Source organism: Bradyrhizobium sp. 132 (assembly GCF_023074185.1).
Lineage (GTDB): Bacteria > Pseudomonadota > Alphaproteobacteria > Rhizobiales > Xanthobacteraceae > Bradyrhizobium.
The window spans coordinates 18181-41874 of sequence record NZ_JADPKY010000153.1; the positions used below are offsets into that span (position 1 = coordinate 18181).

Genomic DNA, 23694 nt, shown 5'->3' on the forward strand with positions numbered 1-23694 from the left:
GCCTGCCTCGTCAGGGCCGATGTCAGGCTCGACATGTTGGGTCGCATCCGGGAACGGAGTTTCAGGTGTAAAAGGCTAGCTGATCTAACGTGAGGAGGGCCTGGAGCGCGCGCACCAGCGTGTACGTTTCGGCTGCTGCTGCACCATGGCCCACGGCATGGCGGGAACTGGCATTGCCCGTGCGTGCTGCGGGATCGAAGTCGGCGAAGGTGTGAGATTTCAGATAATGGGCAAAGGCTGCGGGAAACAACAACGTGTCTGACTGCCCAGCCTTAGCCTCGGCGGAAGCAACCGCAAACTCCAGAAGCTTTTTGATTTTTGCGCCCTTGCCATAAACCTTGCGATAGGCGTCACCCAAAATCCCCTCGATCTCGGTCAAGGCAATTTTGAGCACGGGTATGGCGTCCCCTTCGGCAAAGGACTTCAGCGCCGAGCGCAGGAGCCGTTCCTTGCCCGCAAAGTGTGCCTTCGCCATCCACCGGGTAAACATGCGCTCGATGCGTTCGGCGTCAAACTTCGCGAGGATCGTTGCTTCCGCATCGTCGAGATCGAATCGCGCTTCGCTTGAATTCGCCAGCCCCTGAAACTCAGGCCCGAGAATCTCCACGAACGGAAACCAGCCTGCCGCGATGAGCTGGGAAAAGACGGCTTGATCGGCGATCGCATCGTAGAGATACCGGTACTTCAGCCTACGGTACAGCGTGCCGAGGTCACGCTGCATATCGGAAACGGAGAAGTCGCCACCCGGATTGAAATCGAAGAAAAGGGCAAAGCGCCAGCCTTCCCGGAAGACGCAAACGACACGATCTCTCTTGCGGATGGCGACAAGGGGAAAGCCCATTCCGGTGACGTCGCCGATGTCATTTTCAAACACCACCGTTCCAGCAGCCATGTTTCGCTTAGCCATGATTTGAAGTGCGACGGCCGCCGCGTCTACCCAAAGGTCGCCCGTGTCGTCGGGACGCACGACCAGCAAGGCGACGTCCGCCCGCTTTAGGTTGACGGTCTGTCCGGATTGCCGCGCCATGTGCTCAATATGATTGCTCAGACCTTCCACCACACGGTGAAAAAAGCGGTCGTCCGAAGTCAGGCTTAGCCGTGTCCAGACCTTGACGGTGTCGCCGCCGCGGGCCGCGTCCACAGAGACACCATGCAGTTGCAAACCCGATAGCTTGACGGGTGCGGCCAAGTTTCCGGCAAGAATACCGGGGTTGGGGGCACCGTCTTGTTCGGGCTGAGACTCGGTCATGGCGACATTGTATCACGGCCCAGGAAGCAGGGTCGACGCGGCCCTCGCCCTGCCATCTGTGCCGAAGAGCTCACTGACAAACGATAAGCGCATGAGCGGGCCGGCGTCGGCCGTCTGTGAGCTTACCCGCCTGATGGACCGCATATCGAACCTGCTGGGCGATGAGTTTGGGAGCTTGTGCGGGGCTGGCGGAATGCGGTTCGAAGGGGACCCGGTCTGGCGCGTCCGAACGCAAATGGTGGTATAAAGGGCAGAAATCGACTCACGCCGGACGGGTCGGCTCGCCTAAAGTGCCCTCCCGGCAGCCGGGTTTTTCAATCCCATTTGAGCCAAGCGTGGATTTTTCGAATCAACCTTTGCCGCGGGCAAAGCTGACATTCGAGGTTGTCGACGATCTTGTCGGGGCCCATGCGCGTGGCCGGCTCAACGGGGCGCCGCAGGTTCGTTATGCCGCGACGGACATGTGCCCGCTGATCGAACTGATGATGGAAGCCAGCAACGGCCGGACCGGGCCGCTTCTGCAAACGCCATGGCTCGATTCCATCACGCAACTCGATCTCCGAGCGGCCCTCGCCAGCAACCAGAACCTGGCTCGACGAGACGCGCCGCTGCGGGTTCATGCGCACGACGTTCGATCCACGTGTCGAGGCCGATGACTTTCAGAGGAACCGGTTTCCGATCACGGCGCGGACAGCGGCCGAAGCGGCCGGGCTTCTCAAGCCGGTCGCGCAATGCCTCGCCGCCGCATTGCGCGAAATGGAATCCAACATTCACGAGCATTCCGGTGCTGCCGCAACGGGCATCCTTGCCTTCCAGGCGCGGCCGTCCCTGTTCGAGTTCGTTGCGGCCGATTGCGGCGCGGGCGTGCTGGCGACACTGCGCGAGGACGAGGAGTTCGCCGAGCTTGACGATCATGGTCTAGCAATGCACGCGGCGCTTCAGGAAAATGTGTCGCGGTATGACCGCTTCACAATGGAATAAAGCTCGCTCAAAGAGAGCGTCATACTTTTCCGGCCTAAGTCCAACAATATGGAACAGCCCTGCGCCACCTGCGAAACGCTGTGAGCCACGGGCTTGTTGTCTTTCACGGCCATGGGCCGCATAGAAGCAATTCGCGCAAGCTGCAAGAAAACTTCATCGAGTTTGGCGACCGCGAGGATGCCGAGAGCCCGCTCAATTGGCAGATACTGATCGAAGGCGTGCATCGACTTCGCATTTTTGAAGATCGCAAATGTCGATCCGGGTCCTGAACTGGACCAGGTGCAGGAGGCAAAACACGGAGACATGAGTCTTGCGAGACGTTTTGTGGCGGAAGCAGGAAGCAAATGGAGGCAATTGAGGCAGGGATCGCTTTCGCTCGAGGCCATCGAAGAGTTCTCTGAAAGGCTGATGGTGGTAGGAGAACCCTATTGCTGTGGCCAGCTCTGCAGCTGAGGTCATCCGGGTCAACATCATTTAGTGTGATAGATCAACCAAAGCAGGAGTGTGAAATGCTTGGGTAGTAATCTCTATAGAATGGATTAGCCGACCCAGATTCATCACTTCAAGCCGACACCCGTCGCCAGGCGTTAGGCTTGCTGCAATATGGCGCGCTATATCAAGAGCAGCTTGCCAAGCCGCATTGTCGTCGAGCAACTCTTCCCCGAGGGTGTCCTGAAACGGGTGGCTGCCGCCGACATTGAAGAAATAGCGTGTCATAGGCTCCCTCACGTTTCTCCTGCTCGAATAGCTACTTACAGCTTGAGGCAGGCCCCTGGAGACAAGGCCGCTCCAGGAAGCCATGTTGGCCGAGAACAGCGCGCCACTGTGCAACGTTCGTTTCCGCCGACGATGGCGAAGTTGGGGGCTTTTGCTCCGACAAACAGGGTACGTAACGAACGACCAAATCTCGCTTTCACCTGAGTGTGTCGTCTGGGCTTCAGATTGGAGCGGTTCCTACAAAAAATCCCGCCATTTGACTTTCAACGTGAGCTCCGCTGCTAGAGCCGAACCGACAAGGAGAAGCGACATTCCGAGATTCGCCGAGGTGTTGCTGGACGTGGAGATATGCGCTCTGCGATCGCATGTGTGTTTCCTCTGTACTGACCGTAACCATATTTCAATGTTGATTAATGCAAAGTGCCGCGCCACGATGCTGAAATCCTGCGTTTGACCGCATCTTCTTCGACGGAATTCAACGGCATCTATTATAGGCGGGAGAGCAGCCTGAGGTGGTCGTCTCTCCACTTGATCGTCGATTCGGCGGCTTTGTCGCGGCAAAAACCGCGCGGTGCAGTTTTGTCATCAAACAGCGCACCAACGTTCGACTAGCTTTCGCGAGAAGCACGAACTCGCCTTCTGCGCTACTCGGACATGGTATCCTCCGCCTACCAGATCTGTACAGTGCGAAGCGCTCGCTATAATTCGCAGGCGTCAACCTCCTCGTCCGCGAACTTCTCGGACTCCAGCTCCAGCCTGTTCTTCGCCCCTTCCAGCTCCCCGATTATGCCGCAACTCGCCCGCGAACTGATACTTGCTGACGGTCATTCGCTCGACCAAGCTGCAATCCCCACCGCGCTTAAGCCCATCAGAGACGCAACAATAAGCACTAGACTAAGGTAAAGTAGAAGTTGAACGATCAAGTCACCGTCACGGTCCAACATCATATCTCCCAGCGGCGTTGCCCCATGTTCTGGCTGGGGCACGCTGACTTTGCCAGATCTTGCGCCTTTGCTCCCCAGACATTGTACGCAACTAGTCTCGGTCACATGAGAGCGTTGTCTCGACTTCACATTTGCGTCGTTTCAGCTTCATATTGGAGCACTTCGGACAATCCATCAATGCAACACGTCCCGTTATCGTGCTCAAATCCTGTTGGATCTCCGGCTTCTTCGGTGGATTTCAACGCCTCTACTATTGGCGACCTGCGGTCAGCACTGGTCCTGCCTCGTTGCCATCCTGGGAGCGAGCGCGACGGCAGCAAGATCGAAAATCTGATGCGGACTGACGTCAGGAACTGCAAGCCACCAAGCCGGCTTGCGCTACCGACATGGTCCGTCACTCCCAAGCTTCATTGGTCAGTTCCCAGGAAGCCACGGTTTTCATTAACGCAAGCGTGCTTTGTACCTGACGCCGTTTTTCGGCCTTCTTTCTGAGATGATGAGAACCGCTACCGAGGAGGAGCGCGAGTCCGAACTCGAAAAGCGCGCCTTCAAACCAGCGCATCGGCTGCATCGCCGATTGCAGCGTAGATTTCGTCGAGATCTGCCGCGGTGACGCAATAGGGCGGCATCACGTAGATGGTATTGCCGAGCGGGCGCAGCAGCAGATTTCGGTCGTTAAAGAAAGCCTGAAGCTTCGGACCGATGTCCGCCAAATAGCCGCCATCGCCGGCTTTCAAATCAAGCGCTGTGATGGTCCCGGAACGACGAACGTTTTCAAAGCGCGCGTCGGCGCGGAATGGCTCAATTGCCCGTTCTTGCATGGCGGCGAGCGAAGCGGCGCGCTCGCGGGAGTCCCGATGCCACCAAAGATCCAGGTTCGCTTTTGCAGCGGCACAGGCTACCGGATTCGCCGTATATGAACTCGAATGATAGAACGTACGCATACGATCTTTCGAATAATGCGCGTCGAAAATGTGCGCACGGCAGAGCGTAACCGCGAGTGGGAGCGCCCCTCCCGTGAGACCTTTCGAATAGCAAGCGATATCGGGCGTGACATTGGCCTGCTCGCAAGCAAATAGCGATCCGGTGCGGCCCCAGCCCGTCATGACCTCGTCGGCAATGAACAGGACGTCCGACGCCTCGCAGATCCGCTTCATCGCTGTTAGCACCCAGGCTGGGTACATCAGCATCCCGCCCGCCCCCAATATCAGAGGCTCCACAATAAAGGCGGCTGGCATTTCGTTTCGACACGCGGACTCGAGCGCAGCGAGTGTCGCCTGCTCGCGACCTCTCGCAGGGAACGGGATCGAGGTAACATCGAACAGCAGCGGACCGTACGCCGCGTTGAACACGCCTCTGGCACCAACGGACATCGCCCCAACCGTATCGCCGTGGTAGGAATGTTGCATTACGACAATGCGTCTTCGCTGCTGACCGATATTATGCCAATACCCGAGTGCCATCTTCAAGGCGACTTCGACACTGGTAGAGCCACTGTCGGAGAAGAAGACATAGTCGAGACCACGGGGTGCGAGCTTCAAAAGTTGCGCAGCAAGCTCCTCAGCCTGATCGTGGGTATAGCCGGCAAAGATGATCTGATTGAGCTTACCGGCTTGTTCCTGAATGGCGCTTACAATATGTGGATGGCAGTGACCGTGCGTTACCACCCACCAGGATGAGATTGCATCGATAATACGGCGCCCATCTGCTGTGTGCAGATAAGCACCATCAGCACGCACAACCTTTGTCATTTCGCCTTGAAGCGCGTGTTGCGTGAACGGATGCCAGATCGGCGACTTTGTCTTCGGCATCACGGCTCGAAATCATCAGCACGGAATGAGGCTTGGAATGCGGCCTGCAGCGTGTCTGCCGTGAGGGGAGAAAGCCATGGCAATCGCCCTAGCCAGCGCACCCGCCCCATCTCGCGAATCGCAACCTGAGTCTCAGCATTTCTTTCGCCAATGAAGGCCATCCCAAGAATGCGGATTTCGCGTTTTCGGAGAGCCTCTATCGACAGCAGCGAGTGATTGATGGTGCCCAGCGCAGTGCTTGCGCAAAGCACCACTGGAAGCCGCCATCGCTCGAAGACGTCAATGTAGAGTGTGTCGCCGCTCAGCGGCACCATCAGCCCGCCCGCGCCCTCGATCACCAATGGCCGCTCCCCGGTATCGGGCACATCGAGCAAATCCGCCTCGATGCGAACTCCGTCAAGTTCGGCAGAATGATGGGGAGAAGCGGGGGTCCGAAGGCGGTAGCGTTCCGGCAGGATGCGATCGGCCGAGAGGCCGCCAAGACAAGAGACGACCTCGGTATCGGTTTCTCCCTCGAGGCCAGCCTGAATCGGCTTCCAATAGTCCGCTCCCAGGAGATTGGCGAGCCCCGCGGAAAACACCGTCTTTCCAATTCCGGTACCTGTGCCCGTCACGACGATTTTGACACTCATTGAAGCTCGCCTTTCGTCTCCTCGATCAAGGCTTCGAGCATTGCACGCACGCCGTCCTCCCCCACGTTAAGCGTCAGTGAAATTCGCAACCGGGCCGTGCCCGCCGGGACGGTTGGCGGCCGGATTCCGCGGATATCGAACCCGCGAGCCTGCAATGCAGAGGCGAGCCGCATCGTGCGCGCATTGTCGCCTACGATGCATGGTACGATCTGCGAATCCGAAGGACTTTTCCAGCCGCGCTCTCTCATCTCCCGATGCGAGAACGCGACCAGCTTGGTGAGACGCTGCTGTCGCTCGGGTTCCTGCTGCAGGATCAGAATCGCCTCCCTCACGGCGACAGCCATCAGCGGCGATGGCGCGGTCGCGAAGATGAATGGACGGCAACGATTGACCATAAAGTCTCGCAGCACGCCGGACGCAGTGACGAGCGCGCCGGCCGCGCCCAGCGCCTTGCCGCAGGTATGAACGACCAGCAGATTTTCGCGTCCCTCATAGGGCGCGGTGAGCCCTCGTCCCTGCTCGCCGTAAACGCCTGTTGCGTGGGCCTCATCTACCATCAGGAACGCATCATGCCGGTCGGCGAGCGCGAACATATCCTTGAGAGGCGCAAAGTCGCCGTCCATACTGTAGAGACTTTCGACCACGATCCAGATGCGGCCCATTCCGCCATCGGCCCGCCAACCACGAATCGTGCTTTCGACCGACTCCGGATCGTTATGCGCGCTTGTCCGAAAGTCGGCCCGGCCAGCTCGCGCGCCTTCATGAATACTCGCGTGCACCAGGGAATCGAGAACGAGCAAATCGCCCCGCTGCGGCAGCGTTGTCAGGACAGCGAAATTTGCAACATAACCGCCGCCAAAGAAAAGCGCTGTCTCCGCCGCAAAGAAACTTGCAGCTTCTGCTTCGAGACGTTCGTGCTCCTCGCAATTGCCGCGCAAAAGCCGCGACCCGCCGGCACCGATCGGTGTACCGGCCTCGAGCGCGTCCAAGACAGCCTTTTTCAAGCGCGGCGCGCTTGCCAGCGCGAGATAGTCGTTCGACGCGAAATCGATCCCCGCACGCGGCTTGAGGCCGCGCAGCCGGTCGTCGTCTTTCAGGGCATGCAAGGCTACGACATAATCGGCAACTTTGGTCGCATGGATTGGATTCATTCTTCACTCGGACAGTATGATCGGTGTCTCAAGGGTTCTGATGGCAGGGAAGAACTTCGGGCCCGCGGCTTCAGCCTGGCAAGATGCGATTGTCTCGGTCGACCAGCACAACGTGCGGCTTGAACGTTTTTGCGTCGGCTTCGTCAAAGGAGGCATATGCAACGATAATAACTTTGTCTCCGGGCATGGCGAGACGGGCAGCCGCACCATTCAGACCTATGATACCTGACCCTGTAGGCGCTTCGATCACATAGGTGGCAAACCGCGCTCCAGTGTCGATGTTGTAGATTTCAACGCGTTCGTTGATCAAGAATCCCGCAGCATTCAACAGCGCACGGTCAATCGAAATCGAACCTTCATAGTGCAGGTCGGCTTCGGTGACCGAGGCGCGATGGATTTTGCCTTTCATCAACCTAATCTGCATTTCTCGCCCAAGCTGGATTTGCGCGCGGCCGCGCGCTGCTCTGATTGATTCAGGCCAGGCTGGACGCGATGCCGAGCCGGTCCAGCAAGTTCGCGTCGCGATCGCGCTGCGGGTTCTTCGTGGTCAAGAGCGTGTCGCCGATGAAGATCGAATTCGCGCCGGCAAAAAAGCACAGCGCTTGCAGTTCATCGGTCATATACTGCCGTCCAGCGGACAACCGGACGACGCTCTTCGGCATCATGATCCGAGCGGTCGCCACCAGGCGGACCAGCGCAAAGGGTTCGGGACGCTCCGCGGTGTCGTTCACGGGCACGCCCTCGACCTCGTTCCACATGTTGATTGGAACGCTCTCTGGATGGCTGGGGAGATTGGCGAGCAGCACGAGCATGCCAAGGCGGTCCTCGACGCGCTCGCCCATGCCGACAATGCCGCCGCTGCACACCTTGATGCCGGCCTCTCGAACATGTGCGAGTGTGTCGATGCGATCCTGCAAGGTACGGGTGCTGATGATCTTGCCGTAGAACTCCGGCGAGGTGTCGACGTTGTGATTGTAGAAGTCGAGTCCAGCCTCAAAGAGCTGTATGGCCTGGTTCGGGGTCAGCATGCCGAGCGTGACGCAGGTTTCCATTCCAAGACCTTTGACCGCGCTAACCATATAGCAGACCTGATCGAGATCGCGGTCTTTTGGACTGCGCCAGGCCGCGGCCATGCAGAAGCGGCTCGCGCCGGCATCTTTGGCGCGCTGTGCGCTGGCGACCACATCGGCGCAATCCATCAGGCGGGTCGCTTTCAGACCGGTCTGGTAATGCGCGCTCTGGGAGCAGTAGCCGCAATCTTCCGGACAGCCGCCCGTCTTGATGCTGAGCAGGCTTGCGGTTTGGACGTGGTTTGGATCGAAGTTGTCGCGGTGAACGCTTTGCGCCCGAAACATCAGGTCGGCAAACGGCAGGCTATAGAGCGCTTGGGCCTCGGGGCGCTCCCAGTTACTGCGAACCTGTGCGCCGTTTCTACTGGCGTTCCGCTCTACTCTCCCAGAGGCAATCATTTAGACTTGCGTTCCTTACCATGAAAGATCATAGATAATGCCGACGATTATCTATGATCGTTGGTCATGATCTTGATGCTAATCCACGCCGCCCGCAAACGCACCCACTTTTTTGATAGATAATCTATGATGATCGACGGCGAGAGTACGACTGTTGCCTCGCGCATTGCCGAGTCAATCGGAGAGCGCATCATCAGCGGCGCCATCCAGCCAGATGCCCCGCTGCGGCAGGATCATGTCGCGCGGGAGTTCAAGTCGAGCCACGTCCCGGTACGCGAGGCTTTTCGGCAATTGGAGGCGCAACATCTTGTCGTTGCTGTGCCCCGTCGCGGCGTTCGGGTTGCCCCGCTTGATACCACTTCAGTGAAAGAGATCGCCGAGATGCGTGCCGCGCTCGAAGTGGTCGCATTGCGCAATGCGGCGCCAAAGTTCACATCCACCCATTTGGCACGAATTGAGCTTGCCCTGATTGAAGGAGACAATGCCCAGACGATTCAGGATTTTGAGATGGCCAACCGCGCCTTTCACCAGGCGCTGGTGGCGCCGTGCGCGATGCCGCGCCTGCTCGCCAGTCTCGACGGACTACAGCTTGCAAATTCGCGATTGGTGTTCGCGATGGCGCGCAATGCTGGGGGGCGACCGCGATCCAATCAGGATCACCGCCTGATTCTGCAGGCACTGCGAGCGCGCAACGTCGATCAAGCTTGCAACCTGCTCGCGCGGCACATTCAAACGATTGAGCGGCTTGCCCTTCCCGCGTCCTGACCAGAATGAGATCTGGCGGGCTCCGCTTCAGACGGCGGGCCATCGCAAGAGTGTCAAACCCCTCTGTGTTTGCCGCGCGAGGTGGCATGTGGCGCTAGCGTTGCAGCGGGCTCGATTCCAAGATAGCTATGCGACCTGCTCGCGATTTTAACCTATGGCCAATCATGATCCGTCACATTGTCTTGTTTACCGCCAAAGATAAGGCCCATATCGACCAAATGATCGAAGGCCTATCGCTTCTCACCAGGATCTCGCATGCCCGGCGGCTCGAGATTGCTCGCAATCGCAAGGCCGACCAGTTCGGCAACGATATCGACGTCGTGGTCTATGGTGAGTTCGACAACGAGACGGAACTCGCAGCCTATAAAGCGCATGATCTCTACCAGGAATCGATCAGGCGAGCACGACCACTGCGCGAGCTGCGCCTCGCGGCCGACTATGACGTATCAACAGATGCGCGTTTCGTCTCAGCGGCAGGCGTAGTCCAACTTAGTCCGCGCATCGTATCCCCCGACGGGGCTTAGTCTGACAGTCAATCTCGAGAGCTTGCGGCGCTCCGACCAGCGTCGCTCTCGTTGTGGTCGGGATCATAATCGAAGCGTGTCTAACAGCACGCCAGTCAGCGGTGACTCATAGGCGATGCACGTCCGTGAACTACAGTGGATTGAGCCTATCAAAGCGGTGCAATGTCTCGCGCATCGACCGCACCTCTCGTTTCTCGATAGCGCAGCAACGCATGAGTTGCTCGGGCGTTACTCATATGTGACCTGCGATCCATTCAGCACCTACATAGTCGCGGGTGGACGGGCGAGTTGCGACGGCGAAGATATCGATGGCGATCCATGGGAAGTTCTTCGCACTCTTCTCGCCAACTATCCGCAAGAGCATCGTCCCGATCTCCCGCCATTTCAGGCAGGCGCGGCTGGCTTCTTCGCTTACGATTTGAACAGGACGCTGGAGCGATTGCCGGCGCCGGCAATTCCCGGTCAGCGTTTACCCCATTCCATTCTGCATCTTTACGACGTGGTCGTCAGCTACGACCACCGGAACAACAGATGCTGGATCGTCTCGACCGGATGGCCGGAGCAGGATCCCGCACGTCGCGGCGAGCGCGCACGTCGTCGAGCCGATGAGTTCGCAGCCCTGCTTGCCAACCCAAAGTCGCCGCGGATCGTGCTCCCCGGCAGAGCGGGTGCATGGAATTCAAACTTCAGCCGAGAAGCATACATTGCGGCGGTACAGCGCGTCATCGACTTGATTCTGGCCGGAGACCTCTTCCAAGCCAACATTGCGCAGCGCTTCACGGCCAGGCTGTCGACTATATTCGATCCGCTCACCTTCTATCGTCAACTGCGGTCATTGAACCCGGCACCCTTTGGGGCCCTCCTGCGGTACGGAAAGCTGACCATCGCATCGAGCTCGCCTGAGCGATTCCTGAAGCTCGACGGAACAAAGGTCGAAACACGACCGATCAAAGGCACGATCGCGCGTTCGGCTGACTCCAACGAAGACCAGCGCCGCGCTAACGTGCTCGTTGCGTCCGAAAAGGATCGTGCCGAGAACATTATGATCGTCGACCTCCTGCGCAACGATCTATCACGTGTTTGCACTCCACATTCAGTCGACGTTCCAGCCCTGTGCGATCTCGAGTCCTATGCCTCAGTGCATCACCTCGTCTCCATCGTTACGGGTACACTCGCGGGAGACGAAGATGCGGTCACCCTACTGCGAGCTTGCTTTCCTGGTGGCTCCATTACGGGGGCCCCCAAGGTGCGAGCGATGCAGATAATTACGGAAATCGAGCGTGTGGCGCGCGAGGTCTATTGCGGGGCGATCGGTTTCATCGGCTTCAACGGGCAGATGGATACGAATATCGCGATCCGCACTGTAACGATCGACGACGATATGGCTGTATTTCATGCAGGTAGCGGTATAACGGCGATGTCGGACCCGGCGGCAGAATACGAGGAGACGCTTGCCAAGGCGCAGCGAATCTTTGACGCATTTGGTGCTGAAACATCCGGTGCGCTTTGATTGTCATCATCGACAACTACGACTCCTTCGTCTTCAACATTGCGCGCTATTTCCAGGAGCTTGGTGAAGCAACGGAAGTATTCCGGAACGACGTGGTCAGCGTCAGCGACCTCATTGACCTCAAGCCGCGCGCACTCGTCATCTCCCCCGGTCCGTGCACTCCAATTGAGGCTGGAGTATCTACGGCCCTCGTCCGTGAACTTTCGGGTCGCGTTCCAATTCTCGGCATCTGCCTCGGACACCAGTGTATTGGGAGCGTATTCGGCGGACGGGTGGCGCGTGCACGTTGCCCTATGCACGGTCGGTCCTCGTATGTAACGCATGACGGCCGAGGGCTATTCAGGGAGCTACCGTCGCCACTTTGCGTTGGTCGCTACCATTCTCTTGTTGTTGAGCTCGATGAGTCATGCGCACCGAATCTTACGGTGAGAGCGCGTTCCGACGAGGGCGAGATCATGGCCCTCGCACATCGCTATCAACCAACTTTTGGTGTGCAGTTCCACCCGGAATCGATACTTACCCAAGACGGGCACGTGGTGCTTAAAAACTTCCTGCGACTCGCAGAGACTTATCGCGCAGCAGGATAAGACAACAACGTGAGGTCGTGGGTTGGAGTGGGGCTGTTATCTCGCGAAGCCAACTATTACCCGGCGGCGGCCAGTGCGAGGGCGGTCCGCAGCCCGGAAGGTGGGTGCCGCGCTGCGGAGAACAGCGCGCTACTACGTTCGTTTCCGCCGGCCGGCGGGGGGCGCTCAGCGACTCATGGGGCTGGGCTTCGTGCCTCTGCGCTATTTACAACGTTGCGTAGAACAATTTCAGACAGCTGCACAACCAACTGTTTGAGACGCGCAATCTCTTGCTTGCAGCGTTCAAGCTCGCACTGTTCGTCGCTCATGAGCGACATTTCGCGGCGATCTCTATTTGCTGTAACATGATTCATCTAGATGCACCGGAGTTGACGCTGGTCGTCGAGCATGCCCCAAGAGATCGTATGCATTTTCGCAATGAGTGGCGAGCTCACGCTTAAATCCTGCGTTTGACTGCTATCGTCAGGGATTTCACCGCCTCCATCAGAAGCGGCGGGAGACCGATCGATCTGCGACTAACTTGTTCGGTAGTCGCGGTCTGACCTTGCCCCGCGGATTTAATCCAGTTTGAAGTTCGCTCTGGCCCAGGACACGGACTGGAGCATGAAGCGCAGCCGCTTTTCGGAACAGCGGATCATAGGGATCTGCAGGAGCATGGACGGGCGTATCGGGGCAGAGCTCATAAGCAGCTCGGCGCCGCTACGGGGTAGATACGGTCGAGCAATACGTTGTCGATGAGGTGCGTCGAGCCGATGTAGGCTGCCGCGCACAAGGTGGCAGGCCGATGTAGCGGGCTCTCAACTGGCTCGAGCGTATCGGCGTCGAAGCTCGAGATGTTGCAGGCGGTCGACGGTCTCCAGATATTGTTCGGCGATAACCAGCAGCTCTTTCCCGTCGCGCTCTCTTGCCTGAAACTCAGCGCGCGCCGCGAAGAGGCCACCTCTGATGGCGCCGGCGCGCCGACGTTCTTCCTGGATGAGATACCGGTTGCGACTGCTCATCGCGAGTCCGGTCGGTTTTGCGGATCGTGGGGACTGTGACGATCTCAATTGTGTTTCTTTAGTTATAGGCCGTCACGAATGCATCCCATTCGAGCTTTCGCGAGAGGCGGGATTCCCGCACGGCGAAGACGCTCGATCTTGTCCTGAAAGTTCGTGATATCTCGACCCCGAAGCTCGTGGAGCCGACTGTAGGGGATCCCGCTTGCCTGCCCGAAATAGCCTTCCGTGTCGACGTACATCGTTCTACCTCCGTGTTCTGCCCGGCGCAGTTTGGCTGGGCTCGCGGACGCCAATCGGGGTTTTCGCGCGAAAATCCCAAAGGTGGGTCTTCCGGTGGCATCGACGGCCGGGAACCGACATGTGGGGGCTTCAGAGCCGGCTCACCATGGCGTTCGACCAATGGCGCTAGGTTGTCGCGCCCCTGATTGTCATCGATATTTGATATGACTTTATTATCAATATGGTGCGGTGATAATAATAATTATCGACCTTGAAATTGGAGGCATAGCCATGATATAGCATTCTTATCGAAACGACCCTATGATTAGGATTATATATCACGTCGTATCAAAGCGAAGAGCTTGTCCGGACCGTTCAGGCGAAACGGACGCAAGAGCGTATTAGCCAGCGTGCGTTGGCGGTCCGATCGGGTCTGACCCAGGCGCACATCTCCCAGATAGAGACCGGCCGCGTCGAACCGGGCCTGTCCAGCTTCATCCAGATGGTCCGGGCACTCGACCTCGAGGTCGTACTCGTGCCCAAGAAGCTGCTTCCCGCGGTGGAAGGCGTCCTGCGCTCAAACTTCAACGAATTCTCCCTCCACGAAGGACCGTCAAACCTCTTCGTCAAGGCCGAACGCATCGTTTCCGGACAAAGGAAGCGCCACGGTAGCTCGGCTGCGCTCGACCGCATCGCCGAATACTTGCGCTTTCTGAAGCAGGTCCATCTTTCAAAAACTGACCTGAACCTTGTCAAAGACGTCGTCGATACACTGCGAGGCTATCGCGCCGAACCTATCCCCAACCCAGTGCTGGAAAATTCGGCAGGCGTGTTGCAAGGTCTACGCAACCGGATCGCGCATCCCGTAGAAGCCCCCCGCCCGGCCTACGCTCTCGACGAAGAGGATGACGATGCCTGACGTATCGGTCCTGGACGTACGCCTGCACGACAACCCGATCGCGACCCTCACGCTCATACAGGGCGACCGGTCGCTGCTCGCCTTCAACCAGAGCTACATCGACGACGCCGCACGCCCAACATTGAGCCTGTCCTTCAAGGACACGTTCGGAAATCTGCTCACCTCATTCAAACCGTATCAGCAGGTCGTTCCGCCCTTCTTCTCCAATCTTCTGCCGGAGGGACCGCTGCGTCGCTACCTCGCGGAACGCGCGGGCGTGAAGGAAAAGCGCGAATTCTTTCTTCTCTGGATGCTGGGCCGGGACCTCCCGGGCGCCCTGTCAGTCCATCCGGCGGAAGGAGAAGCGTTGCCTTCCCAAGTCGAGGAGGATCTCACACCGGACGAGCGGCAGAACCTGCTGCGCTTCTCGCTCGCTGGCGTGCAGCTGAAGTTCTCGGCGCTCAAGAACGATCCCAAAAACGCCGGTCTGACCATTCCCGTCCAGGGCGTCGGCGGTTCGTGGATAGTCAAGCTTCCGTCCCATCAGTACCCGGGCGTGCCCGAAAACGAATTCTCCATGATGACCCTGGCGAAGGAGATGGGCATGGAAGTGCCTGAGCTCCAACTGATCGACGTCGAGTCGATCAAGGGGCTTCCGGAAGGACTCGGTGAGCTGAAGGGGCGTGCACTCGCCGTCAAGCGGTTCGACCGCTCCGCCGACGGACCGGTCCACATGGAGGACTTCGCGCAGGTATTCGGCGTGTTTCCGGACGAGAAGTACGACAAGGCCAACTACCGGAGCATCGCGCGCGTTCTCGGCATCGAGACCGGCGAAGCCGGCGTCGCCGAGTTTGTCCGACGGCTCGTGTTCAGCACGCTGATCGGCAACGCGGACATGCATCTGAAGAATTGGTCGTTGATCTACCCCGACCGCCGCACGCCCGTCCTGTCGCCCGCCTACGATTTGCTATCTACGATACCGTATATCGCGGACGACAAGATGGCGCTGAACTACTCGCGCACGAAGAAGATGACCGAATTCTCCAAGGACGAGCTCACCCATTTGGCGGCGAAGGCGAAGATCTCGGAAGCGCTCGCCCTCGACACGGCCGCGGAAATCGTCCAGCGCTTCAAGAAGATATGGTCGGAACGCAAGGGCGATCTCCCGCTGGAAAAGAAAGTCGTCGAAGTCGTCGACGCACATGCCGCTTCGATCCCGATCTACAGCGAGCTCTGAGCCGTGGCTTACTTAGCCGGATCGAAGGGCGGCAGCGCTGACATACAATCCCACGCTGGTCATCGCTGTCTCTCCCGTTCAATCGGATGGGCCCACGCCACGCCTTCAGGATCGTTTTCGGCAAGCCATGCGCTTGCGGCCTGCTAGGTGGCAAAGACCTTTATCCAATCCACATCGCCCGCGCGCTTATGACCATGCTCGTAAATCCAGACAGACTCTTGTCGTTGTTGAGCGCCGCCTCGTTGACCTTCTCACGGTCAAACCGATCCTCAGGCGGAAGGTCCATGACAGCGTGGTACGATTCAGCCGGGGTCGTGCGCCGATCACCCGGAGGCTTTCCCGCCCATTCTCCCCATTGGTCGAACGCATCAGTCATCCCAAAATTTTCCTCAATCCCTTGAAGAGCGGATGCCGCACTTTCCTTCGGCGCTCTTGGTCCCGTACTCGATCTCCGCCAGCAATTGCGGTTCACCCCAAATGCCTCGATGCGCGATGCGCTTCGTGTAGGGTTGTGTCTTGCGCATCAGCGGGTTGAGTTTCTTCTGAAGCTCCTTCGCGTCGGCTGGCGAAAAGCCGTGATCAACTTTGCCCGCGTAGATCAGGTCCTCGCCCTTGCGGCGACCAAGGTAGAGGCCATCCCATTCTTGTGGTTAATCAGATAGCCCTCCCGCTTGAGCAGAGCATGCAGCCGCCGATAACCGAAGCGGCGATGCTCCTGGGCGATCGCCCGCATGCGCTGGCGAAGGCTGGTATCGTCAGCCCGGGTGGTTTGGTATCTCACGGTCATGCGGCAACAGCCGATGGCTTTACACGCCTGCCGTTGGCTCATCCCGAATGCCTCTCGCAAATGGACGACAGGTTCCGCTTCCCCGCGGGCGTTGCGCGCCGTTTACGGAGTTGAGATCAATCCACTAGCTGTCGCTACAATCCACCGGCTGCCCCAACGCACGATCGAATCGATTCGCCCGATGCCGGGAACTGTATCGCCGCGCATTGCCATCCGAACCCCATCGGGCCCTCCGAGAACCGCCGTTCCGCCGCGAACGTCAAGAACGGTCCAACCCTCAATGGTTGCTGGTCTTGTCTCCGGGGCAGGCATGAGAGGCCCGCTGGGCGCTATCGAGCCGGTCGCCGTCATATCTGCTTCGATGCCCTGAGGAACGGTGCTCGAAACGTCCACGGATTGATGAGCCCTGTCGGACCATGTGGCTGTCGGTTCGGCGGAAATGCTCGCTCCATCCGCGGAGAATTGACTTACGCCTGGCGGTGTTCGCAAAGCCAAAGTCGATACCGTCTTTCGCGGGCCTCCGGTCCTGCGGCCTGACTTCGTTTCGGCGCTTCGACGCGAAGGCGTTTCTGTCTGAGTGGTTGAATTGAGCGACGCGAAAGTTATAGGACCGTACCGACCAAAACCGGCAGCCCATCCCAACGCAAAACCAGCGATCACCGCGCCTGCGACCAGCCAATTGGTGCGCTTTCGATCGCCGTCTGCTTTCAATAATGCAAGAACCTCTTCTCGGCTGGCACTCGAGAAATCCCGCGCGCTCAGCGTCACACGCGCCATTGGGTCTTCGCTGGCTTCAGCGACCCTCGCCTCGATCTCTTCCAAGGTATTCGCCTGGCGCAATCGCATGATCGCATCCCTTGTCGCTCCCCAATGATCATGCTGCAAACTGAATCAATCATTAACGGCGAATGAGCCGCCAGATCAATATTGATTAGAACCATTGCGCAGCGGGCGACTAGAGGTGGGGTCACGAATCGCACGGCGGCGATAAGTTCAGCTTTCTTAACAGGGGATCCAGCCCGTCCGAACGGCACCGCTTAGCCTCAGCCTGCTTTAGAGGCTGATCAGCCGCGCCCTTTCTTGGTCCTTTCCCGGTGTCGGCTCTTTTGTTTGCGGCCCTGGCGTTCAGGTCATGGGGATCGTGCCAATGACGAGGCGTAAAGTCGCGACGCGGTGGAAGAGCGACTTGCTTTGGTGCGGATGGCGGTAAATCAGCTTGCTCTTCTTCGCCAGGCTGGACGTACGCAACATCCGCGCGCTCACCGGCAGCTGGCATATCCAGTTTGATTGTGAATGGCAGGCGATCAGCCTTGTTACCGGCTACTATTGGCATGACCACATCGGCCGCGGGCGGCGGCCCGGATTTCTTCGTGGCTGCAGCAATAGCGCCCAGTCCAACCAGGCAAGCCACTCCAAGCACGACGATTCTAATCACGTGGCGGCTCCCGGTGCAGAGCGGCCCAACGGTCATGATCAGTTGGTCCAAAATGAGGCTGCTCGCTTGGTGTGGTTAACCGACGCAGCGTTAAGCTGAAACATGGGCTCGTGGGTTGGAGCAGTAGCTGAGTAAGCTTCGAGCGAGAAAATGCAACGGGCCGAGTTCTTCGATGTTTCGTCCGAGCGTTGGCAAGCCAAGGTCAGCGGAGCTGTCACTCTTGGTGGGATCATAAATCTGCTAAGGCCTCCAATCGTTAGAATGCGGCAGCGGCAGGCTAACTTTCAGTTGACTTGCTTCACCGCTGGCACACGATGGTCGCTCACCAAAAGGAGGAGATCATGCTCAGTCGCTTGCTCGCTTCGGCTTTCGTCCTGGCAGGTGTGAACACAGCCATTGCCGATGATATGAAAATGCCGATTAACTCTGGTGAGCTTAAATGGGAGGCAGCACCACCCACCTTGCCGAAGGGGGCCGACATCGCGGTACTCTCGGGCGACCCGTCCAAAGAAGGGCTGTTCGTTCTCCGCCTAAGAATGCCAAGCGGTTATAAAATTCCCGCCCATAATCATCCAACAGATGAAGGCGCTACCGTCATATCGGGCAACTTTCACATCGGAATGGGCGACAAACTCGATGAGAAGAAAGCGATCGAGCTAACAGCGGGCGGATACGCCGAAGCGCCTGCCAAAATGAACCACTATGGTTGGACAAGTAGTCCTTCCGTTGTTCAAATTCATGGCCAAGGGCCACTCGGGATAACTTACGTCAATCCCGCAGACGATCCGAGTAAGAAGTAGCGAAGCAAACGAATCGTCTCTGTGTCGCAAGGCAAAAGAAAAGCCCGGACGGTGGTCCGGGCACATTTGTTAGTCGTTGTCGTGATGAATGACGGTTTTCTCTCGGCTGCCGTCCTCATTCTCTTTCTTAATGACCGTCGTTCTGTCACTTTCCCTATGCTCAGGCTCCCTGATGACCGTTGTGCGGTCCCGATCAACGGGTCGGTGCTCGTGAGACTCTCCGACTGTGACGCCTCCGCCGACCGGACCGGCCTGAACGCCGACACCGACTTCATCCGCGATTGCGGGTGTCGCGATTGCACTCACGATCGCCGCAGCAAACAAGTACTTGCGCATCCTATTCTCCTTCACTTCGTGAGTTGGAGAATGTCTGCGTGCGACAGTTCGTTCCAGAACAAGGGGTGTCAAGCTGCTCATTGTTCACGCAAGTTCCCGTTGCGGGTGAGGCCCTGGATTGGGCGGAACGATTGAGGTTTATCAAACCGTAGGTCTCTTCCGAGCATTGGTTGCGCCGTCTCTCGGAGTGGCTGAGTGGCATTGGATCTGAAGTTCTGGATGGGCGGGGCAGCATCGCGATGATGGCCCCCGACGCCGACTTTCGCAACGCATGGACGGATGCCAAACGGGAAGCAGGCTCACGGGGCACGCGTTTCGTCGCTAAGCGGATCGCCCAAAGGGCCTCCGGGTCGGGCCGAAGCTGCTGGCCGAGGTCGAGTACCGCGCGAAGTCGGCGGAGAGGAAGGTCCGGCCACCCGATCTTCAAGGCTTGCGGAAAGATTTGTGGCGGGTGCCTATGATCGCGGCAGGAAGCAAGCCCGACGTTAGCGCTCGTTGCGCATGTAGGACTACGCTCGCTGATCTCCCGGTGGGCGGGATCATCATATAGATCGAGGCCTGCGGATGCCCTTGCTTGGCAAACGTATCGAAGCCGGCGCGCTGCTGCCGAATGGCCAGCATGGAGAAGAACACAAACGCCGCCCCAGCGACGGCGATCAACATCCACCAGCTGCGCTTCATGTGCGCCTCCGTCGGAGCTCGCAACACCGATACCGCACTGGCGATCAGCTTGCGATGCTCGTGACGCTCAGGCCTTTCGTCGGATCAGGTTCCTCCCAGAACCGGTTGCTACACCGCAAACGCAGGCCCCTCGGCTGCCCGTGGGCGGCGGTCCTGCGGTTCATGTTTCAATTTTACCTTTTGAAACAAGCGACCAGCGCGGCCGTTTACGGTGCGTAAGAAGAAGGTGGAGGACGGCTTCTTGTGCAACAAGCACCGCTGCCGGTCTGCTAGCCCTCTCCGCGGCGAGTGCCTCGGCCGCCATCGCATGTCAGGGGCTTTGCTGGCGCGTTCATTCCCGCTAATCCCTACTCCCCGTCCCCGACCATCGTCATCAATCCTGATTATTGCAGGCCGCCGACAGCAACCATAGTCATTCACGAGCGCTGGCGTCCGGTCGAGCGCTTCACCCGAGAGTACGTCGTTCGAGACTATGGCGGCTTCGACGATCCAGAATGGTAGCCAGGTCGCACATGGAAATGCGATGGCCCCAGCACGCAAACACTGAGGCCGGTTTAATGATGGGCGACGGAACAGCTTCCGCATTCGCGGCCGATCCGAGTTCCCGACTTGTCCCGCTCCCTCGGCCGGGAGCAAAACCTCCCCAACGGTTGGCGAACTCGGCTGCAGCACTGGTTTTCAATTCGGACCCGGATCTCGTTTCAGGCCCACAATGAATCCATGACGCCGCCAGATTTGAGCCGCATGGCGGCCTAAGTGGCCGCGAAGGGTGGTCCCGGTGAGGGGCGCAACACCGGGAGTTTTCGATGTCCGGTTATTTGCGATTTTGCTTCGCCGGTTTGGTTCTTGTTGGAGGTCTTGCGGCGACACCTGCGGTCTCCGACCCTTTTGCCGACTTGTTCAATGGCGCTCCGCGCGAGCCCGCAGCAACCTCTTTGGCGCAAGCGCAATGCTTGCCGCGACCCGGCAACACGACCGCGGACGGGGCGCATTGGGTCTATCGGTTCGACGGTCACCGTAAATGCTGGTTCCTGACCGAGGGTATCGCGAAGGTGAAGAAGACAGTTCGTCATCGCGGGGCCGAAGATCGCACCGCCGGTTTGGACGAGAATGGGAGTGCGCGGCCCAGGAAGAGCGCGGTGGTTGATGCGCGCGCGGAGTTGCTGCGCTCCGCACCGGCCGAGCCCTCCCAGCCGCCTGCAGCCGAAATCAAGGTGGCTGATGCCGCTTCCGTGCTCGATATGGGCACCACCATGACCTCAGCGGTACCCACCGATCTTCACAGCCGGCTGCCCACGCCTGAGCACGCCGTGCCGGGCCAAGTCGGCCTTGAGCAACTCCTCGCGCCCGCGCTCGCCGGCTCACCTCCAACTATGCCAATGGGCGCGCGCGTTGCAGAGGCGCACGACGAGGCACGCAGCTGGACGGCGACTTGGTCAGGTGTGCTGCTGATGATGCTTGGTGGCTTCTCAATCCTAAGCTCGAACCGCACGCTTCGGCACTCGGTGAGATTACGCCAGTGAGGTAGCGCAATAGGCTAGCACGGACACGCGCCGCTGCGCGATCGGTGAATTCCTAGTATAGCCGAATTGCCACACGTACAAAGGTTCCGCGCACCTCACAGTTAGTTTGCCCACCGCCTTAGACGGACATTCGATTACGATGACGGTCCCCGTTGGGATCGGATTGCGGAATGCGATACAAAGCATTCGTGGTGGACAGCAGCCGGCAAGTGATCTGCGTGGCGAAGCTCGACTGCATTGACGAGCAGGCGGCGCGGCGTCGAGCCGAGCAAATGCATGCCGAGCACGACGTTGAGCTTTGGGAAGGCGATCGATTTGTTGCTGTGTTCCGAGGTGCAACGACGAACGACAATGAGCGCGCGATCCTGAATAGACGGCCGGTCTCGCCGCCGAGTTGACATTCGAACGTTGTGAGTCATGCCTGCCTGGCAGGCTGCCGACATGTCGCAGGGCCAAAGTCGCCGAGCATGCCCATAACACACCTAACTCCGTGTCTTCGGAACCGGGTACAGCTCACTCCTCTCTCATCGAGATAAGGGTTACGCACTGAAGCCTTTTGGATGTGTCTTGGGCAATTCGGAAACAAAAGTCTTGGCCTTGGGAAGAATATTGGTCGGTGTTGTCGACAACAACAATGCCTTTGCGACGCTGTTTCCGGTAGTCCATAAGCCGCGTCGCGCAGTATACGTAATCTTCTTTCCACTGACCGATAAGGTCGGCTACTTGTATGTTGTATGTTGCAGAGGCGGGCCCGAGCCGGGCAAGCGTTTGTTTTTTTGCTACCTCAAAACGGTCCTGGAATAGCTGTTCAAGTAGTGTTTCCCGGTCTGCCTCCATCAAAGAGTCCGTGTCGAGGCTCTTGATGATCCCATCCAAACAAAATCATCGATAAGAGAGTGTTCTTCCGGCGTGGTCAGCAAATTGACAAAAGCAATAATCTCGACTGCCGAATTATCAACCTGTCGCACGATCGGATGGTGAGGCTCCGCAAAGGGGACAATCTCGACCTGGAATTGACAACGATCTCGTGGCGATCGCAGATCAGCGTGATTGTCCTGCCTGTCGCTGGAAGGCGTAGATGGGATTCATACCGCAATATGCGAGGGTGCCGGATGCGGTGGCCGTGCATTGATCGTAGGTTGAGAACTGGCAGTTGCCAGGATATCCCCAGGTACGTCCCTGCAGGCAATAAACGTCCTGCCGAGCTGGGGGGATGTACGAACGACCCCGCGGAGCGGCGGTCGAAGGTGATCCAAAGCAGACGAGCATGGGAAGTGCAAGCACAGCAATATAAAGAAGGTTGCGCATGATCTAGCCTCCGTGAAGTCTTGAGAGGATAGAGAGTGTAGAATCGATGCTTTGATCTTGGTCAATGGCAAAACGCTTCGTAGACGAGGTTTGACCGATCGCTTTCCAAGTAAGTCTAAGCGTCAGGCACTCGGTCGTTTGGAGCAGCTTTCCTGCGAGTTTTGGGGATGGAACGCATTTTTCAAGCGCGGTGGGGGTTAGTGCGTCTGAAAAACCTAGGAGAATAGGCGATCCGAGCTTGAGAACTCCGCGCACGGCAATAGCCGGTTTGGGACAGCCGCAAACCCGCGCACTTATGAAGCACCAAATCGGCGGACTATCGCTACCTCAATTTGTGCCGCTGAGTGTGCAGGGAAGCCACTCAAGATCTCTGCGCCCTACGCGTAGAGCTCGGGTCGCATACCGAATCCATCTTGATCGGGACTTGCAGAAAAGCGGCATGAGCCCAGGATCGAGCATCGTATGGGCTGGGATGGCAAATCTGCTCATTGTCTTCATGACATGAGCCAGCCAGGTTCGCCCTTACTTGCTGCTGCAACGTCCCACGAAGCGGATGTGACCGTGTTGTCGCAAAAAATTGTTGGACCCGAGCACCTGATAGATCGGCGCTCCTCGAACGCTGAGGTGGAATTGCAATGCGATGAGCCGATGGGCGGCTGATGATGACGGTTCCTGGAGGTGCGTGGTACCCTCGCAAAAGGCAACCATCAGCGATCCAACGAGCTTCCCTTCGTCGACTGAAGTCGTCCCCTGCCTCGGGTTGTCACCGCGCCAATATCCATGGCGGCCTTCAAACGAGCCCCGTCCAGCCGTCGCCTGAGCGCTGCAAATCGGCTAGCAGTCTGCTGAAAAACCCCTCGCCAGGGAGGGGACTTGATGATTCACTTTATCATCTCGAATCGGCGGAGACGATCATGCGCGGCAGGTTTACGGATCAGGGCGGCCTGTTTTCGTACATCGCGCCGGATAAGCGAGTGCCAGCGAACCATCCGCTGCGGAAGGTCCGGGAACTTGTCCGGGATGTTTTGAGTGATTTGAACCGCAGCCTTGGAAAGCTATACGCCAGCGAGGGACGTCCTTCGATCCCTCCGGAGCAATTGCTGAGCGCCTTGCTGCTGCAGGTGTTCTA

26 protein-coding genes and 5 pseudogenes are annotated in these 23694 nt (G+C 58.4%); 13 read left to right on the forward strand and 18 right to left on the reverse strand.

The features are described 5' to 3' along the window. Positions 1–61: 61 nt before the first annotated feature. Both IVA74_RS32540 and IVA74_RS32545 read right to left on the reverse strand, forming a co-directional pair. The gene (locus IVA74_RS32540) at positions 62–1249 is read right to left on the reverse strand and encodes a hypothetical protein (protein WP_247351085.1); all 1188 of its coding nucleotides are present in this window, start codon (positions 1247–1249) and stop codon (positions 62–64) included. A 314-nt stretch (positions 1250–1563) separates the two neighbouring features. Beyond that, a complete protein-coding gene (locus IVA74_RS32545) occupies positions 1564–1875 on the reverse strand; it encodes a hypothetical protein (RefSeq protein WP_247351087.1) in 312 nt (103 codons plus the stop codon). Between IVA74_RS32545 and IVA74_RS32550 the strand changes: the two genes are divergently transcribed. Then, complete coding sequence (locus tag IVA74_RS32550) at positions 1868–2230, forward strand: hypothetical protein (protein ID WP_247351089.1); 363 nt, start codon at positions 1868–1870, stop codon at positions 2228–2230. The genes IVA74_RS32545 and IVA74_RS32550 overlap by 8 nt on opposite strands. On the opposite strand, the gene IVA74_RS32555 is transcribed toward IVA74_RS32550, so the two are convergent. The 8 genes from IVA74_RS32555 to bioB form a co-directional block, all read right to left on the reverse strand. Then, on the reverse strand, positions 2188–2454 hold the full coding sequence (locus IVA74_RS32555; protein ID WP_247351090.1) for a hypothetical protein: 267 nt from the start codon (positions 2452–2454) through the stop codon (positions 2188–2190). The two genes, IVA74_RS32550 and IVA74_RS32555, sit on opposite strands and share 43 nt — an antisense overlap. Before the next feature lie 250 nt (positions 2455–2704). Beyond that, positions 2705–2947: a tRNA 5-methylaminomethyl-2-thiouridine synthase gene (locus tag IVA74_RS32560; RefSeq protein ID WP_247300110.1), complete on the reverse strand. Its 243-nt coding sequence runs from the start codon at positions 2945–2947 to the stop codon at positions 2705–2707. Positions 2948–4285: 1338 nt separating this feature from the next. Further along, positions 4286–4453 carry a hypothetical protein gene (locus IVA74_RS32565; RefSeq protein ID WP_247351091.1) on the reverse strand — a complete coding sequence of 56 codons (168 nt, stop codon included), beginning with the start codon at positions 4451–4453 and terminating at the stop codon, positions 4286–4288. Beyond that, positions 4440–5702, reverse strand: a complete 1263-nt coding sequence (locus IVA74_RS32570) for an adenosylmethionine--8-amino-7-oxononanoate transaminase (protein ID WP_247351092.1) — start codon at positions 5700–5702, stop codon at positions 4440–4442. The genes IVA74_RS32565 and IVA74_RS32570 overlap by 14 nt, the downstream gene beginning before the upstream one ends. Continuing rightward, the gene (bioD, locus tag IVA74_RS32575; protein WP_247351093.1) at positions 5702–6334 is read right to left on the reverse strand and encodes a dethiobiotin synthase; all 633 of its coding nucleotides are present in this window, start codon (positions 6332–6334) and stop codon (positions 5702–5704) included. The genes IVA74_RS32570 and bioD overlap by 1 nt, the downstream gene beginning before the upstream one ends. Beyond that, positions 6331–7485, reverse strand: a complete 1155-nt coding sequence (locus tag IVA74_RS32580; protein ID WP_247351094.1) for an 8-amino-7-oxononanoate synthase — start codon at positions 7483–7485, stop codon at positions 6331–6333. Before IVA74_RS32580 ends, bioD begins: the two co-directional genes overlap by 4 nt. 70 nt (positions 7486–7555) lie before the next feature. Beyond that, on the reverse strand, positions 7556–7909 hold the full coding sequence (gene panD / locus IVA74_RS32585; protein WP_247351095.1) for an aspartate 1-decarboxylase: 354 nt from the start codon (positions 7907–7909) through the stop codon (positions 7556–7558). Positions 7910–7958: 49 nt separating this feature from the next. Then, the gene (gene bioB / locus IVA74_RS32590) at positions 7959–8954 is read right to left on the reverse strand and encodes a biotin synthase BioB (protein WP_247351098.1); all 996 of its coding nucleotides are present in this window, start codon (positions 8952–8954) and stop codon (positions 7959–7961) included. 126 nt (positions 8955–9080) lie between these two features. Here bioB and IVA74_RS32595 point away from each other — a divergent pair, with 126 nt between their 5' ends. The 4 genes from IVA74_RS32595 (at position 9081) to IVA74_RS32610 (ending at position 12340) form a co-directional block, all read left to right on the forward strand. After that, complete coding sequence (locus IVA74_RS32595) at positions 9081–9719, forward strand: GntR family transcriptional regulator (protein WP_247351100.1); 639 nt, start codon at positions 9081–9083, stop codon at positions 9717–9719. A gap of 164 nt (positions 9720–9883) precedes the next feature. After that, the gene (locus IVA74_RS32600; protein ID WP_247351102.1) at positions 9884–10243 is read left to right on the forward strand and encodes a Dabb family protein; all 360 of its coding nucleotides are present in this window, start codon (positions 9884–9886) and stop codon (positions 10241–10243) included. Positions 10244–10358: 115 nt separating this feature from the next. Beyond that, entirely contained in the window at positions 10359–11753 is a 1395-nt protein-coding gene (pabB, locus tag IVA74_RS32605; protein ID WP_247351104.1) for an aminodeoxychorismate synthase component I, read from the forward strand. Continuing rightward, positions 11750–12340, forward strand: a complete 591-nt coding sequence (locus tag IVA74_RS32610; RefSeq protein WP_247351106.1) for an aminodeoxychorismate/anthranilate synthase component II — start codon at positions 11750–11752, stop codon at positions 12338–12340. Before pabB ends, IVA74_RS32610 begins: the two co-directional genes overlap by 4 nt. 679 nt (positions 12341–13019) lie before the next feature. Here the strand turns inward: IVA74_RS32610 and IVA74_RS32615 are convergent. Then, a pseudogene (locus IVA74_RS32615) lies at positions 13020–13390 on the reverse strand (pantoate--beta-alanine ligase); the annotation flags it as partial. A gap of 507 nt (positions 13391–13897) precedes the next feature. Between IVA74_RS32615 and IVA74_RS32620 the strand changes: the two are divergent. Next, positions 13898–14479, forward strand: coding sequence for a helix-turn-helix transcriptional regulator (locus IVA74_RS32620; protein ID WP_346730995.1), 582 nt, complete (start codon positions 13898–13900; stop codon positions 14477–14479). Further along, the gene (locus IVA74_RS32625) at positions 14472–15695 is read left to right on the forward strand and encodes a type II toxin-antitoxin system HipA family toxin (protein WP_247351110.1); all 1224 of its coding nucleotides are present in this window, start codon (positions 14472–14474) and stop codon (positions 15693–15695) included. Before IVA74_RS32620 ends, IVA74_RS32625 begins: the two co-directional genes overlap by 8 nt. Positions 15696–15855: 160 nt before the next feature. Here the strand turns inward: IVA74_RS32625 and IVA74_RS32630 are convergent, their stop codons facing one another. The 3 genes and pseudogenes from IVA74_RS32630 to IVA74_RS32640 form a co-directional block, all read right to left on the reverse strand. Then, positions 15856–16071 (reverse strand): hypothetical protein, encoded by a 216-nt coding sequence (locus IVA74_RS32630; RefSeq protein ID WP_247351112.1) that lies wholly within the window; start codon positions 16069–16071, stop codon positions 15856–15858. After that, positions 16068–16339, reverse strand: a pseudogene (locus tag IVA74_RS32635) (DNA ligase); the annotation flags it as partial. The pseudogene IVA74_RS32635 and the gene IVA74_RS32630, both read right to left, overlap by 4 nt. Beyond that, positions 16339–16551, reverse strand: a pseudogene (locus IVA74_RS32640) (IS3 family transposase); the annotation flags it as partial. The pseudogenes IVA74_RS32640 and IVA74_RS32635, both read right to left, overlap by 1 nt. A 1147-nt stretch (positions 16552–17698) precedes the next feature. Here IVA74_RS32640 and IVA74_RS32645 point away from each other — a divergent pair. After that, positions 17699–18016, forward strand: a complete 318-nt coding sequence (locus tag IVA74_RS32645) for a hypothetical protein (protein ID WP_247351117.1) — start codon at positions 17699–17701, stop codon at positions 18014–18016. 242 nt (positions 18017–18258) lie between these two features. Further along, the gene (locus IVA74_RS32650; RefSeq protein ID WP_051113032.1) at positions 18259–18717 is read left to right on the forward strand and encodes a cupin domain-containing protein; all 459 of its coding nucleotides are present in this window, start codon (positions 18259–18261) and stop codon (positions 18715–18717) included. A 69-nt stretch (positions 18718–18786) separates the two neighbouring features. Here the strand turns inward: IVA74_RS32650 and IVA74_RS32655 are convergent, their stop codons facing one another. Further along, positions 18787–19053 (reverse strand): hypothetical protein, encoded by a 267-nt coding sequence (locus IVA74_RS32655; protein ID WP_247351119.1) that lies wholly within the window; start codon positions 19051–19053, stop codon positions 18787–18789. A gap of 337 nt (positions 19054–19390) precedes the next feature. Here IVA74_RS32655 and IVA74_RS32660 point away from each other — a divergent pair. After that, positions 19391–19498, forward strand: a pseudogene (locus tag IVA74_RS32660) (DNA ligase); the annotation flags it as partial. On the opposite strand, the gene IVA74_RS32665 reads toward IVA74_RS32660, so the two are convergent. Then, positions 19477–19734 carry a hypothetical protein gene (locus IVA74_RS32665; RefSeq protein WP_247351121.1) on the reverse strand — a complete coding sequence of 86 codons (258 nt, stop codon included), beginning with the start codon at positions 19732–19734 and terminating at the stop codon, positions 19477–19479. The pseudogene IVA74_RS32660 and the gene IVA74_RS32665 overlap by 22 nt on opposite strands. A gap of 806 nt (positions 19735–20540) precedes the next feature. Here IVA74_RS32665 and IVA74_RS32670 point away from each other — a divergent pair. Next, entirely contained in the window at positions 20541–21257 is a 717-nt protein-coding gene (locus IVA74_RS32670; protein ID WP_247351123.1) for a hypothetical protein, read from the forward strand. Between the two features lie 218 nt (positions 21258–21475). Continuing rightward, positions 21476–21655 (forward strand): hypothetical protein, encoded by a 180-nt coding sequence (locus IVA74_RS32675; protein ID WP_247351125.1) that lies wholly within the window; start codon positions 21476–21478, stop codon positions 21653–21655. Positions 21656–21770: 115 nt separating this feature from the next. Here IVA74_RS32675 and IVA74_RS32680 read toward each other — a convergent pair whose 3' ends face one another. Further along, complete coding sequence (locus IVA74_RS32680) at positions 21771–22133, reverse strand: hypothetical protein (protein WP_247351128.1); 363 nt, start codon at positions 22131–22133, stop codon at positions 21771–21773. A 165-nt stretch (positions 22134–22298) separates the two neighbouring features. Beyond that, entirely contained in the window at positions 22299–22565 is a 267-nt protein-coding gene (locus tag IVA74_RS32685) for a DUF3551 domain-containing protein (RefSeq protein WP_247351129.1), read from the reverse strand. Positions 22566–23479: 914 nt separating this feature from the next. Between IVA74_RS32685 and IVA74_RS32690 the strand changes: the two are divergent. Beyond that, positions 23480–23694, forward strand: a pseudogene (locus tag IVA74_RS32690) (IS5/IS1182 family transposase); the annotation flags it as partial.

Excerpts from the sequence above, each read along its gene's own strand:
- IVA74_RS32540 (WP_247351085.1), bottom strand. The coding sequence starts at position 1,249 with ATGACCGAGTCTCAGCCCGAACAAGACGGTGCCCCCAACCCCGGTATT.
- IVA74_RS32550 (WP_247351089.1), top strand. The coding sequence starts at position 1,868 with ATGCGCACGACGTTCGATCCACGTGTCGAGGCCGATGACTTTCAGAGG.
- IVA74_RS32555 (WP_247351090.1), bottom strand. The coding sequence starts at position 2,454 with ATGCACGCCTTCGATCAGTATCTGCCAATTGAGCGGGCTCTCGGCATC.
- IVA74_RS32560 (WP_247300110.1), bottom strand. The coding sequence starts at position 2,947 with ATGACACGCTATTTCTTCAATGTCGGCGGCAGCCACCCGTTTCAGGAC.
- IVA74_RS32565 (WP_247351091.1), bottom strand. The coding sequence starts at position 4,453 with ATGCGCTGGTTTGAAGGCGCGCTTTTCGAGTTCGGACTCGCGCTCCTC.
- IVA74_RS32570 (WP_247351092.1), bottom strand. The coding sequence starts at position 5,702 with ATGCCGAAGACAAAGTCGCCGATCTGGCATCCGTTCACGCAACACGCG.
- bioD (WP_247351093.1), bottom strand. The coding sequence starts at position 6,334 with ATGAGTGTCAAAATCGTCGTGACGGGCACAGGTACCGGAATTGGAAAG.
- IVA74_RS32580 (WP_247351094.1), bottom strand. The coding sequence starts at position 7,485 with ATGAATCCAATCCATGCGACCAAAGTTGCCGATTATGTCGTAGCCTTG.
- panD (WP_247351095.1), bottom strand. The coding sequence starts at position 7,909 with ATGCAGATTAGGTTGATGAAAGGCAAAATCCATCGCGCCTCGGTCACC.
- bioB (WP_247351098.1), bottom strand. The coding sequence starts at position 8,954 with ATGATTGCCTCTGGGAGAGTAGAGCGGAACGCCAGTAGAAACGGCGCA.
- IVA74_RS32595 (WP_247351100.1), top strand. The coding sequence starts at position 9,081 with ATGATGATCGACGGCGAGAGTACGACTGTTGCCTCGCGCATTGCCGAG.
- IVA74_RS32600 (WP_247351102.1), top strand. The coding sequence starts at position 9,884 with ATGATCCGTCACATTGTCTTGTTTACCGCCAAAGATAAGGCCCATATC.
- pabB (WP_247351104.1), top strand. The coding sequence starts at position 10,359 with ATGCACGTCCGTGAACTACAGTGGATTGAGCCTATCAAAGCGGTGCAA.
- IVA74_RS32625 (WP_247351110.1), top strand. The coding sequence starts at position 14,472 with ATGCCTGACGTATCGGTCCTGGACGTACGCCTGCACGACAACCCGATC.
- IVA74_RS32630 (WP_247351112.1), bottom strand. The coding sequence starts at position 16,071 with ATGACTGATGCGTTCGACCAATGGGGAGAATGGGCGGGAAAGCCTCCG.
- IVA74_RS32650 (WP_051113032.1), top strand. The coding sequence starts at position 18,259 with ATGCTCAGTCGCTTGCTCGCTTCGGCTTTCGTCCTGGCAGGTGTGAAC.
- IVA74_RS32655 (WP_247351119.1), bottom strand. The coding sequence starts at position 19,053 with ATGCGCAAGTACTTGTTTGCTGCGGCGATCGTGAGTGCAATCGCGACA.
- IVA74_RS32665 (WP_247351121.1), bottom strand. The coding sequence starts at position 19,734 with ATGAAGCGCAGCTGGTGGATGTTGATCGCCGTCGCTGGGGCGGCGTTT.
- IVA74_RS32670 (WP_247351123.1), top strand. The coding sequence starts at position 20,541 with ATGTCCGGTTATTTGCGATTTTGCTTCGCCGGTTTGGTTCTTGTTGGA.
- IVA74_RS32685 (WP_247351129.1), bottom strand. The coding sequence starts at position 22,565 with ATGCGCAACCTTCTTTATATTGCTGTGCTTGCACTTCCCATGCTCGTC.